We start from the raw sequence: 11,511 nt of genomic DNA, 5'->3' as shown, positions 1-11,511 counted from the left end.
TATCCCAATGCGTTTGCAATGGGATATTTTATATTATTATTTGTTTGGTTCAATATGTATTAAAACATTTCCTAACTCAGGTATTTCCTCTTGTAATGTGTCTTTTAGTTTATGTGCCAAATCGTGTCCTTCTTTAACCGAAATAGTAGCTTCCACAATAGCATGAAGGTCCACGTGGTATTTCATTCCTGCCTTACGTATAAAACATTTCTCAGTGTCAATTATTCCTTCTACTTGACTGGAGACCCTTCTTATTTCTTCGATCAAATCGTCATATAAATGCTCGTCCATAATTTCACCAAGAGCAGGTCTAAAAATCAAATAACTATTATATAGAATGAAACCAGATGCAAAAAGAGCCGCCCAGTCATCAGCAGATTCATATCCTTTTCCCAAAATTATAGCGATTGAAATCCCAATAAAAGCAGCAACAGATGTTATCGCATCGCTACGATGATGCCAAGCATCCGCTTTTAAAGAAGAACTATTTGTTTCCACACTTCTTCTCATTACAAGGCGGAATGAAAATTCTTTCCAAATAATAATTCCACCAAGAACCAAAAGGGTCCAGGATTTAGGAAGTTCATGAGGTGTCTGAATATTTATAATACTTTCATAAGCAATAATAGTGGCAGATGTAATAAGAAAACCAACAACTAAAAAAGTGATTAGCGGCTCTGCCCTACCGTGACCATAAGGATGATTTTTGTCAGCTGGTCTATTCGAATATTTGATTCCAAACAAGACTAAAAAGGACGCGAATATATCCGTAGTAGACTCAATGGCATCTGCAATCAAAGCATACGAATTACCGAAAAATCCGGCTAACCCTTTGATTATTGCTAGACAACTATTTCCAACTATACTGAAATACGTTGCTTGAATTGCTTTCTTTTCGTTTGACATACTTTTTATAAAAAATTAAAATCGCCTAAATATTTCTTTTTGATTGTTATTAAAAGAAGTATTTAAGCGATTTAAAAAAAATGAAATATATTATTTATTCGATACGAACAATATTAGCTCCAATGGCTCTCAACCTTTCATCAATTCTTTCGTATCCACGATCGATTTGTTCAATGTTTTGAATTGTACTGGTTCCTTTTGCTGAAAGCGCAGCAATCAATAAAGATATACCTGCACGAATATCAGGTGAAGACATTGTCGTTGCTTTCAATTGAGACTCAAAATTATGCCCCATAACAACCGCTCTATGTGGATCGCACAACATAATTTTCGCGCCCATATCGATAAGTTTATCCACAAAGAACAAACGACTTTCAAACATTTTTTGATGTATCAACACATCCCCTTTTGCTTGTGTTGCCACAACCAATACGATACTCAATAAATCAGGAGTAAATCCTGGCCATGGTGCATCGGCAACAGTAAGAATAGAACCGTCAATATCAGTTTTAATCTCGTATCCATTTTCATGTGAAGGAATGTAAATATCATCTCCTCTACGTTCTAATGTAATTCCTAGTTTTCTGAAATTATTTGGAATTACTCCAAGATTATCCCAACTCACGTTTTTAATTGTGATTTCACTTTTAGTCATGGCTGCTAATCCAATCCAAGATCCAATTTCAATCATGTCAGGAAGAATTCTGTGCTCGCATCCACCTAGGCTTTCCACTCCTTCGATAGTCAATAAATTCGAACCAACTCCTGTGATATTAGCTCCCATAGAGTTCAACATCTTACAAAGTTGTTGCAAATACGGTTCGCAAGCGGCATTGTAAATTGTTGTTCTACCTTTTGCCAAAACTGCCGCCATAACAATATTAGCAGTTCCAGTAACTGAAGCTTCGTCAAGTAGCATATCAGCACCTGTTAACCCTTCAGTAGCCTCAACTCCGTAAAAGTGATCTTCTCTATTGTAACGGAATTTAGCTCCTAGATTAATGAATCCTTCAAAATGAGTATCTAATCTTCTTCTACCTATTTTATCTCCTCCCGGTTTAGGAATATATCCTTTTCCGAAGCGAGCCAAAAGCGGCCCAACGATCATAATAGAACCACGAAGTGATCCTCCTTCTTTTTTAAAGGCTTCCGTTTCTAGATACCCTACATTAACGTCATCAGCTTGAAAAGTATAAGAACCAGAACCTGTTTTTTGGATTTTAACCCCTAAATTTTCTAAAAGCTTAATCAGTTTGTTGATATCAATAATGTCAGGAATATTGTTGATTGTCACTTTTTCAGGTGTTAAAAGCACAGCACACAATATTTGTAATGCTTCATTTTTTGCTCCCTGTGGAGTGATTTCTCCTTTTAGGCGAATGCCTCCTTCGATTTTGAATATTCCCATTTTTTGATTTAGTATTTATATATTACGATTACAAATTATTTTTTGATGACTCAAAAGTTAACCCGCTTTATAAAGATTTTTTGTTTGTTTTTTTGTGCAAAGGATTTGGTTTCCCTGATTTAGAATTCTTATTGCTTTGAATTTTTGGTGCACCTACTGGAATGATTTTATTAGATATACGTTTGTTAGTACGCAATAAATCAGTCGTGTTTATAAGTTCTTCAGTACTTTGAAGCATATCTAATTTACCATCTGATAATTCATATAAATGTTCAAAAATAACATCGTCTTTCACCGTGTCTTTATTCCAGCTCAAATATGATTTTTTCATGTGATTAGCAATCACTTTCACTAAAGCATTTTTCATATCCCCATCATCCCATTTATTGGCAACATCAATCATGTACTTGATATTGTTCCCATAATATCTGTATTTAGGGAAATTTTGCGGGTATTTTAAAACATCTGGTCTCAGTTGTAAAACTTCACGAGATGGAATTGGATATGGAGACTCAACATCTAATTTAAAATCAGACATAATAAAAAGCTGATCCCATAATTTATGTTGGAAATCAAGTACATCACGTAAATGGGGGTTTAAACTTCCCATTACCTGAATAATATATTTTGCCGCTTTGTTTCGCTCTTCAGCATCTTCAATAGCAGTAGCTTGATCTATTAGTTTTTGCAAATGACGACCGTATTCAGGAATAATTAGATGCGATCTCTCGGCATTATATTCCAAATGATGTACAACATCGTTTGCGATTTCCTTTTGGTATTTTGAATTCATATTTGAATTTTTTTGAATATATATAATATGCGAATTCTAAGAGTATTCAGCATACAAATTTAAGCTGCCTCAAAATAACACTTCAAATGTTACAGAGAAATAATCCCTTTAATAACAGAGACTTCCTGGTATTTTTCAACTATTTCCTGAGAATTTTTCATTTGAACATCAATAGACACACTTGTAAATTTTCCAGTTCTAGATTTTGTAGTTTTTATAACGGCACCCATACAGTTAAATGCTTGTTCAACACGTTCGACATTGTCATTTTCTGTTGGTACAATAAATTTAAACAAATACAAGGCAGGCCAAGTATTACTTAAATCCAATTCCGTTTTTAATCGATCATAAAATTCTTCGGTATTCTTATCCATTCTATATTTAAAAATAATAGCAAATATACGGTTTCAAATGTGAATATTTATTTTTGAATTGGGATTTTTTGACAAAAACAGTAATTTTAACGCCTATCATTTTTTAAATCCCGATAAGTTTGAGTAAGTTTGCGCCTTATTTCCAAAAAGTGCAGAAAGAAATCATAGTAATTATTGGCGGTCCAGGAACTGGAAAAAGTACTCTAATTGACGGATTAATAGCAAAAGGTTTTTGTTGTTATCCTGAAATCTCTAGAGAAGTAACATTAGAAGCAAAAAAACAAGGAATTGAACAATTATTCCTTGAGAAACCCCTGCTCTTTAGTGAACTACTCCTAGAAGGCAGAAAAAAACAGTTTGAAGACGCACAAAACGAGCCCCATAATGTCGTTTTTATTGATCGGGGAATTCCAGATGTCTTGGCTTATATGCACTACATAGGAGACAGTTACCCTGCTTCGTTTGATGCTATTTGCAAAGAACACAAATATTCCAAGATATTCATTTTACCACCTTGGGAAGAGATTTACATAAGCGACGATGCGCGTTATGAAAATTACGAACAAGCTAAATTGATTCAAGATCATCTTATTGAAACCTATCAAGGTTACGGCTATAATCTTATTGAAGTGCCTAAAGATACGGTTGATAACAGAATTCTTTTTATATTAGACACCATTTCAAATTAATTCGTAATTTGAGTATTGAATTGCGAATAGTAAATATATTATTCGAAAATTGTAATTCTAAATTCAAGATTAATGTCTGAAGCGTTACAAATTCTTCAAAAATACTGGAAACACGATGCTTTTAGGTCACTGCAAAATGAAATCATCGATTCCGTTTTAAGCGGACAAGACACATTTGCGTTATTGCCAACAGGTGGTGGTAAATCAATTTGTTTTCAGATTCCCGCGATGATAAATGAAGGTATCTGCCTTGTGATTTCTCCGCTTGTCGCTTTAATGAAAGACCAGGTTGCCAATTTAGAAAAGCGAAACATCAAGGCTATCGCTTTAACGGGAGGAATAAAATCCGATGAGATGATTGATCTTTTAGACAATTGCCAGTTCGGAAATTATAAATTCCTGTACTTATCCCCTGAACGCTTACAATCTGACTGGATATTAGACAGGTTAAAAAACTTGCCTATAAACCTTATAACAATTGATGAAGCGCATTGTGTTTCCCAATGGGGCCATGATTTTCGTCCTGCATATTTAAAAATTTCAGAATTAAAAAAACATTTCCCCAAAATACCTTTTTTGGCTTTGACCGCAACTGCTACACCAAAAGCGAAAGAAGACATCATAAATGAATTAGGATTACAAAACCCTCAACTATTCCAAAAATCTTTTGCAAGAGATAATATTGCATATATGACTTTTGAAGTAGAAGACAAACTTTTTAGAATTGAACAAATTTTAAAAAAAAATCCGCAACCTTCGATTATCTATGTCCGAAACAGGAAATCCTGCCTTGATATTTCATCTCAACTACAATCTTTAGGATTTAAAGCAACGTATTATCACGGCGGACTTACCTCTAAAGATAAAGACAAAAATATGGAGTTGTGGATGGAAGAAAAAGCACAAGTAATTGTAGCCACAAATGCTTTTGGAATGGGCATTGATAAATCAAATGTAAAGACAGTCATTCACATCCAATTACCGGAAAATTTAGAAAACTACTATCAAGAAGCGGGTCGTTCAGGTCGAAATGGAGAAAAAGCCTATGCCGTATTATTAAGCAATCCATCTGATATTGCTCAGGCAGAAAATCAATTTTTAAAAATACTTCCTGATAAAAAGTTCCTGAATAGTATGTACATTAAACTTTGTAATTTTTTCCAAATAGCATACGGAGAAGGAATCAACGAGAAGTTCAGTTTTAATTTAAATCACTTTTGCATAAAATATGGATTTCCAGTCCTTAAAACGTATAATGCCATACAATTTCTAGACAGACAAGGAGTCATTACTTTATCCCAGGAATTTTCGGAAAAAATAACATTACAGTTCATCATCCCATCCAAAGAAGTAATTAGATACATCAGCTTAAATCACCGGGATGAAGAAATCATATTGGCTATCCTGAGAACATATCCTGGAATCTATGAAATGCAAACTCCATTCAACATACAATTGATTGCTAAAAAGTCGAATCATTCAGAAATGGAAATTCATGCTGTTTTACATAAATTAAAAGAAAAAGACATAGTTGATTACCATTCGAAAAACAATGATGCCAGTTTGATTTTTAACGAAATCCGTGAAGATGAAAGGACAATTAACAGAGTATCGAAATATTTAGAAAACCAAAACAATCTAAAAAAAGAGCAATTCAAGTCGGTGTTAAATTATGTCAACGAAAATACTACTTGCAAAAGCAAATTGATTTTGAGCTACTTTGGGGAGAAAACTTCAGATGATTGCGGCATATGTTCTCATTGCATCACTAAAAAAGACAAGAAAACAGATATCAGTAAACTCTCAAAAGATATTATCACTCTATTAAAAACGGAGGAATTAAATTCGAGAGAAATTCAAAATAAAACAAATAGTAATGCCGACGCTATTATCTTTGTAATTCAAGAATTACTGGAGAGCGGATGCATCAAAGTGAAATCAAACAATAAATATACCTTAATACTATAATGGAAAAATTACGAATTGTATTTATGGGAACACCTGAATTTGCAGTCGGGATTCTGGAAACCATAATCAAAAACGACTATGAAGTAGTTGGTGTTATTACAGCAGCAGACAAACCCGCCGGTCGTGGACAAAAAATAAAATATTCGGCTGTAAAAGAATATGCTTTAGCAAACAACCTGAGACTATTACAACCTGTAAACCTGAAAGAAGAATCTTTTCTAGAAGAATTGAAAGCGCTAAATGCCAATTTGCAAATAGTTGTTGCCTTTAGAATGTTACCAAAAGTGGTTTGGGAAATGCCAAAACTAGGAACATTTAATCTACACGCATCACTCCTACCAAATTATCGTGGTGCTGCACCAATAAACTGGGCTATTATAAATGGCGAAACTAAAACCGGGGTTACTACTTTTTTTATCGATGATAAAATTGACACTGGCGCTATGATTTTAAGTTCAGAAACCGAGATTGATGACAATGAGAATGCAGGACATTTACATGATCGATTAATGCATTTAGGTAGCGATACAGTTGTAAAGACTTTAGACATTATTGAAAAAGGAAATGTGTCTACTATAATTCAAAATGAACCCGTAGATATAAAAACTGCTTACAAACTAAATAAAGACAATTGCAAAATTGATTGGACAAAATCGGCTTTAGAAATCAATAACTTAATTAGGGGTCTAAGCCCCTACCCTTCAGCTTGGTGTTATTTTAGTGACGCGAATACAGAATGGAATGTAAAGATTCACGAAGCGAAAATCATACATGAAGATCATGAACATTCTACCGGAAGTATTTTGTGCGCTAAAAAAGAGATGAAAATCGCTGTTGAAAACGGATTTATTCAGGTTTTAAGCTTACAATTTCCCGGAAAAAAGAAGATGAGCACGCCAGAATTACTAAATGGAATCACTTTTTCAGAGCAAGCTAGAGCCTATTAACTCAATAAAAACAAGGTTTTTTGATAAATAACAAGAAATATTCCTTGTTTTATGAACAAAAAATATAAGTTATCAACAAAAGCTGTTAAAATCAACCAAAACGCTTGCAAGGAAGGGATTTCCTGCTAAATTTGTGTATTAACAATTATTTTTTAACCAACAATTAATAACTATTATTATGAACAAATCAGAATTAATCGACGCTATTGCTGCTGATGCAGGAATTACAAAAGCAGCTGCAAAATTAGCTTTAGAATCTTTTTTAGGTAACGTAGGTGGAACTTTGAAAAAAGGCGGAAGAGTATCACTAGTAGGTTTTGGATCTTGGTCAGTATCTGCTAGAGCAGCTAGAGACGGAAGAAACCCTCAAACAGGAAAAACTATTCAAATCGCAGCTAAAAATGTTGTAAAATTCAAAGCTGGTGCAGAATTAGAAGGTGCAGTAAACTAATTCATAGTTTAAAGAACATCATATAAATAAAACCTTCCTGATGGAGGGTTTTTTTATGCATTTGAACGATTTTATTTGGCTATAATCACTTTTTTTCACTAAATTTAATTAAAATAAAACAGCATAATGATTTCAGAAAAACTAAATAAGGGACAACTACTTATTGCTGAGCCATCTATAATTGGAGATCTATCATTTAACAGATCTGTAATTTTATTGGCCGACCATAACGATGAAGGATCCGTGGGTTTTATCATCAACAAGCCATTGAAATATTCGATCAATGACTTAATTCCTGAAATCAACGCTAAATTTAAAATCTACAACGGAGGTCCAGTTGAACAAGACAACCTCTATTTCATACACAACGTCCCAGATTTAATACCTAATAGTATTGAAATATCTAACGGAATCTACTGGGGAGGTGATTTTGAATCAACAAAAGAGCTTATAAACAATGGTCAGATAGAGAAAGATAATATCCGCTTCTTTTTAGGATATACTGGATGGGACTCCAATCAACTGGAACTAGAAATGAATTCTAATTCCTGGATCATAGCCCCAAACAGTTATAAAAACAAAATAATAGGCAAATCACCCACTCATTTTTGGAAAGAACAAATTATAGAGCTAGGAGGAGAATACCTTATTTGGTCTAACGCTCCAGAAAACCCCTATTTAAATTAAAACGTATTTATAGCCTCGTTAAGCTTCGCTAACAACTCTAACCCTACCTTGTTGTTAAAATCTTTTTTTCGATACTTACTGATAGGCTGGATCCCTTTTATCACATTGGTAATAAACATTTCGTCAGCTTTTTGAAGATCAAAAGGAGAAATGACCTCTTCAACAACTTCTAAGCTATCCATTTTTTTTGCCAGTTCTAGTATTTGCTTTCTCATTACACCATTTAAACAACCCTCAGAAACAGGAGGCGTAACAAGTTTATTTCCTTTTAGCATAAAAACATTCCCTTGCAAAGCTTCAACAACGTTTTTACTGTCATTTAGCAACAAACAATTGTCCAAACCGTTTTCGTGCGCATAAATACTTGCGGTAACGTTTAAAATTTTATTTGTAGTTTTTATAGAGGACAACAATTGTTTAGTCACATAGAAATCTTTGTATAAATCTACTTCATAAATCTCTTTTTCTATTGAATACAAAGAGTTTTCAAGCGCTATTGCATCAATTAAAAAAGTAACTGTATTGTCTGTTGGTAAATAATAACCTCCATCGTTTCTAAAAACAGTAATTCTAGCACGTGAAGATGTACTCAAAGACTTATTATTAACTAAAGAAAGAATTTGTTCTTCCATGTATTCCATAGTGAAATTCATGGGAATCTCCATTCTAACCACTCTCATAGACGCCATTAATCTAAAATAATGATCCTCCAAAAAAAGAATTTTAGAATTCAATATTTTAACTGTTTCAAAAACAGCGTCACCATATAAAAAAGCACGGTTATTTGTCAATATATTAGTGTCCTGAGACACTAGATTTCCATTAAAATTAATCATAAAAAAAGCCCTAAATTTAGTTTAGGGCAAATATAAGTTTTAAAATAGAATATTACTATACAGAACCAATTAGATGTTTAAGGTCGGATATTTGATTTTCCCAAAGTAGTGCCGCTTCATCCAACTCGTCTTTTTCAGCAAAATCCACAACCATTAAGGAAACATCTTTGGTTAACTCATCCACCAAGATATGTAATTCAAAAAAGTACTCCGTATCAATCCCTTTATCATCTACCCATTTGAATTTAACTTTCTCACCAGATTTCTTCGAAGCAAGCCTAGCTTTTTCAACTGAATTATCCCACATGAATGTATAAAATTCACCACGAGAATTCACATTATCAGCAAACCATTCAGACAAGCCTGATGGAGTTGAAATATATTGATATAATAACTGCGGAGATGAATTTATAGGAAACTCTATTTCATAACGTACTTTTTGATCCATATGCTACATTTAATTTTTCTGAAATATAATAATATATATCCAAAAAACAGCATTAATAAAAATATTTTTTTTTCTTACATTTTTACTTGTGCGATTTAAATTAATTCATATCTTTGCACCCGCAATCAAGGAGTACACAATACACCTTAATTTGGCGAGGTAGCTCAGTCGGTTAGAGCGCAGGATTCATAACCCTGAGGTCACGAGTTCAAATCTCGTTCTCGCTACAAAAACAAACCCTTAAACATCAATTGTTTAAGGGTTTTTTATTGAAGTTATGTTCCGTCCTGAACTTCAAGGAGTGACTAACTAGCGATCCTAAGGAGTAACGAAAAACCCTTACTCCAATTTAAATATCCATTACCTAATCATACAACCGGATAAAAAACCGGATAAAAAAGAAGTGTTTTTTAATCAAGCTGCAAAAAAGCCTGTTCAAAAACCAGAAAAAAAAATTTACAAAAAATCAAAGTATACGACTAACATCTTGAAATTCTTCGAGAAATAAATAGTTATGCTAAACCGATATCCATGCCTCTTTTATGGGTATGAAGGTAAACACAAAAGACAATGAGGATAACTTTATACGGTAATTTATAATATTCAAGAAACTAATCATAAATCAAAATTTATTAATTAAAAAAGAGGCTGACCTTTTTGGTTAATTCATCAGGACAGCCATTTTTTTATAAATTATAAGATTTTCTTAGCGCCAACCCAATTGCTTTAGATAATAATGGAGGCACAGCATTACCTAATTGAACTAATTGTTTGCTTTTTGGACCTTCAAAAATGAAATCATCAGGAAATGATTGTATTCTTGCCATTTCCCTTGCCGTAAGAACTCTAGGTAATTTAGGATGAACATTAACCCCACCATGATTTTCTTTTATGGTACAAGAAGCTTCATCCCAGGCACATTTTTTCCATGCATCAGAATAGCCTTTATAAAGACTTTTACCTTCTTCAAGTTCTAACATTCTTTGAGCCATATCAGGCCTGTGTTTTGTTTGAACATGATTAAATTCTATATCATCATTTAATTCCATTAAATCTTTTATGGCTTCCCCAGTAGTTACATATTCACTTGGAGACAAAAAGGGCTTTGGATGGTAATTTTTTTTATTTATTCTATTTCCAATAAATATCACCCTGTCTCTTTTTTGCGGGACACTATAATCTGCCGCTCTTAAAACGGTTACATTCATTTCGTAACCCGCTTCTTTAAAATCATTAATAATCATTTCTTCAACCCTGCCTTTAAGCATCGATCTCAATCCAACTACATTTTCACAAACAACAAATTCCGGATTTAATTTTATGACAATCTCCAACAAATCTTTGTACAAAGAATTTCTGGGATCTTCAACTATTCTATTTCCAGCCATGCTAAACCCTTGACAAGGAAAACCGCCTGCCACTACATTCAGTTTTCTTCCGTTTAATTGTTTTTTTACTGTGTCATAGAATTCTTTCTTCTTGCTTTCTAATTTTATATCTCCTTCCACAAAAGGGTGGTCAAAATTTCTTCTATATGTCTTTCCTGCAGCTTCAAACCAGTCTAATCCACAAACACCATTTAAGCCCGCTAATTCGAACCCTTTTGTTATCCCTCCTGCTCCTGAAAATAAATCGACAAATGTTAATTCTGATTTTTTAGGGCTTTCCCAATCTTGGATAATATCGACCCAATTAACGTCATCGTTGGGATTGTTTTTATAATTAACACTTTTTCTCTTTTCTATTTTGGTGTTTTCCTCTTCAATTATCTCTTTCCCAAAAATATCGTATTTATTAGAATTCCCTTCTTCCAGCGAATTACTATTGATGAAACTTTCTAATGCATCTACCGCGATGCGATAAGTGGTTCCTATTTTTGTAGATTCTAATTTTCCGCTAGCGATGTGCCTTCTTATTGTTTTTTGTGAAACACTTAATTTTTCAGAAATATCTGAAATTGAATAAAATGCATGCTTTTTTTCTACAGTGTCCATATTTGTCTAG

Annotated in this window: 12 protein-coding genes and 1 tRNA gene; 6 read left to right on the top strand and 7 right to left on the bottom strand. The window is 33.3% G+C overall.

The annotated features are described in order from the left end of the window. Positions 1-36 precede the first annotated feature (36 nt). From FLAK523_RS07700 to FLAK523_RS07685, 4 genes are all read right to left on the bottom strand, one after another. A complete protein-coding gene (locus FLAK523_RS07700) occupies positions 37-906 on the bottom strand; it encodes a cation diffusion facilitator family transporter (protein WP_248902289.1) in 870 nt (289 codons plus the stop codon). A 94-nt stretch (positions 907-1,000) separates the two neighbouring features. After that, positions 1,001-2,314, bottom strand: a complete 1,314-nt coding sequence (gene murA, locus FLAK523_RS07695) for a UDP-N-acetylglucosamine 1-carboxyvinyltransferase (protein ID WP_248902288.1) — start codon at positions 2,312-2,314, stop codon at positions 1,001-1,003. Positions 2,315-2,381: 67 nt separating this feature from the next. Beyond that, positions 2,382-3,107, bottom strand: a complete 726-nt coding sequence (locus tag FLAK523_RS07690) for a DUF4290 domain-containing protein (RefSeq protein ID WP_248902287.1) — start codon at positions 3,105-3,107, stop codon at positions 2,382-2,384. An 89-nt stretch (positions 3,108-3,196) separates the two neighbouring features. Beyond that, positions 3,197-3,481 carry a DUF493 family protein gene (locus FLAK523_RS07685; RefSeq protein WP_248902286.1) on the bottom strand — a complete coding sequence of 95 codons (285 nt, stop codon included), beginning with the start codon at positions 3,479-3,481 and terminating at the stop codon, positions 3,197-3,199. Between the two features lie 119 nt (positions 3,482-3,600). Between FLAK523_RS07685 and FLAK523_RS07680 the strand changes: the two genes are divergently transcribed. The 5 genes from FLAK523_RS07680 (at position 3,601) to FLAK523_RS07660 (ending at position 8,223) form a co-directional block, all read left to right on the top strand. Then, positions 3,601-4,170, top strand: a complete 570-nt coding sequence (locus FLAK523_RS07680; RefSeq protein WP_248908036.1) for an AAA family ATPase — start codon at positions 3,601-3,603, stop codon at positions 4,168-4,170. A gap of 72 nt (positions 4,171-4,242) precedes the next feature. Then, positions 4,243-6,138 carry an ATP-dependent DNA helicase RecQ gene (locus FLAK523_RS07675; protein ID WP_248908034.1) on the top strand — a complete coding sequence of 632 codons (1,896 nt, stop codon included), beginning with the start codon at positions 4,243-4,245 and terminating at the stop codon, positions 6,136-6,138. Beyond that, entirely contained in the window at positions 6,138-7,085 is a 948-nt protein-coding gene (gene fmt / locus FLAK523_RS07670) for a methionyl-tRNA formyltransferase (RefSeq protein WP_248908032.1), read from the top strand. The genes FLAK523_RS07675 and fmt overlap by 1 nt, the downstream gene beginning before the upstream one ends. Positions 7,086-7,263: 178 nt before the next feature. Beyond that, complete coding sequence (locus tag FLAK523_RS07665) at positions 7,264-7,536, top strand: HU family DNA-binding protein (protein ID WP_073017033.1); 273 nt, start codon at positions 7,264-7,266, stop codon at positions 7,534-7,536. A 126-nt stretch (positions 7,537-7,662) separates the two neighbouring features. Beyond that, on the top strand, positions 7,663-8,223 hold the full coding sequence (locus tag FLAK523_RS07660; protein ID WP_248908030.1) for a YqgE/AlgH family protein: 561 nt from the start codon (positions 7,663-7,665) through the stop codon (positions 8,221-8,223). On the opposite strand, the gene FLAK523_RS07655 is transcribed toward FLAK523_RS07660, so the two are convergent. Together FLAK523_RS07655 and FLAK523_RS07650 are read right to left on the bottom strand one after the other, a co-directional pair. After that, entirely contained in the window at positions 8,220-9,059 is an 840-nt protein-coding gene (locus FLAK523_RS07655; RefSeq protein ID WP_248908028.1) for an aminotransferase class IV, read from the bottom strand. The two genes, FLAK523_RS07660 and FLAK523_RS07655, sit on opposite strands and share 4 nt — an antisense overlap. Positions 9,060-9,114: 55 nt before the next feature. Then, positions 9,115-9,507 (bottom strand): START-like domain-containing protein, encoded by a 393-nt coding sequence (locus FLAK523_RS07650; RefSeq protein ID WP_248908027.1) that lies wholly within the window; start codon positions 9,505-9,507, stop codon positions 9,115-9,117. A gap of 153 nt (positions 9,508-9,660) precedes the next feature. On the opposite strand from FLAK523_RS07650, the gene FLAK523_RS07645 reads away from it, so the two are divergent. After that, a tRNA-Met gene (locus FLAK523_RS07645) sits at positions 9,661-9,734 on the top strand. Between the two features lie 459 nt (positions 9,735-10,193). Here the strand turns inward: FLAK523_RS07645 and FLAK523_RS07640 are convergent. Then, positions 10,194-11,501, bottom strand: coding sequence for a DNA cytosine methyltransferase (locus tag FLAK523_RS07640; RefSeq protein ID WP_248908026.1), 1,308 nt, complete (start codon positions 11,499-11,501; stop codon positions 10,194-10,196). Positions 11,502-11,511 lie beyond the last annotated feature (10 nt).

This window comes from Flavobacterium sp. K5-23 (genome assembly GCF_023278045.1).
Taxonomy (GTDB): domain Bacteria; phylum Bacteroidota; class Bacteroidia; order Flavobacteriales; family Flavobacteriaceae; genus Flavobacterium.
Note: the sequence above shows the minus strand (reverse complement) of the source record. Positions and strands in the feature narration are given on the sequence as shown.

Excerpts from the sequence above, each read along its gene's own strand:
- FLAK523_RS07655 (WP_248908028.1), bottom strand. The coding sequence starts at position 9,059 with ATGATTAATTTTAATGGAAATCTAGTGTCTCAGGACACTAATATATTG.
- murA (WP_248902288.1), bottom strand. The coding sequence starts at position 2,314 with ATGGGAATATTCAAAATCGAAGGAGGCATTCGCCTAAAAGGAGAAATC.
- FLAK523_RS07650 (WP_248908027.1), bottom strand. The coding sequence starts at position 9,507 with ATGGATCAAAAAGTACGTTATGAAATAGAGTTTCCTATAAATTCATCT.
- FLAK523_RS07690 (WP_248902287.1), bottom strand. The coding sequence starts at position 3,107 with ATGAATTCAAAATACCAAAAGGAAATCGCAAACGATGTTGTACATCAT.
- fmt (WP_248908032.1), top strand. The coding sequence starts at position 6,138 with ATGGAAAAATTACGAATTGTATTTATGGGAACACCTGAATTTGCAGTC.
- FLAK523_RS07640 (WP_248908026.1), bottom strand. The coding sequence starts at position 11,501 with ATGGACACTGTAGAAAAAAAGCATGCATTTTATTCAATTTCAGATATT.
- FLAK523_RS07660 (WP_248908030.1), top strand. The coding sequence starts at position 7,663 with ATGATTTCAGAAAAACTAAATAAGGGACAACTACTTATTGCTGAGCCA.
- FLAK523_RS07685 (WP_248902286.1), bottom strand. The coding sequence starts at position 3,481 with ATGGATAAGAATACCGAAGAATTTTATGATCGATTAAAAACGGAATTG.
- FLAK523_RS07675 (WP_248908034.1), top strand. The coding sequence starts at position 4,243 with ATGTCTGAAGCGTTACAAATTCTTCAAAAATACTGGAAACACGATGCT.
- FLAK523_RS07665 (WP_073017033.1), top strand. The coding sequence starts at position 7,264 with ATGAACAAATCAGAATTAATCGACGCTATTGCTGCTGATGCAGGAATT.
- FLAK523_RS07700 (WP_248902289.1), bottom strand. The coding sequence starts at position 906 with ATGTCAAACGAAAAGAAAGCAATTCAAGCAACGTATTTCAGTATAGTT.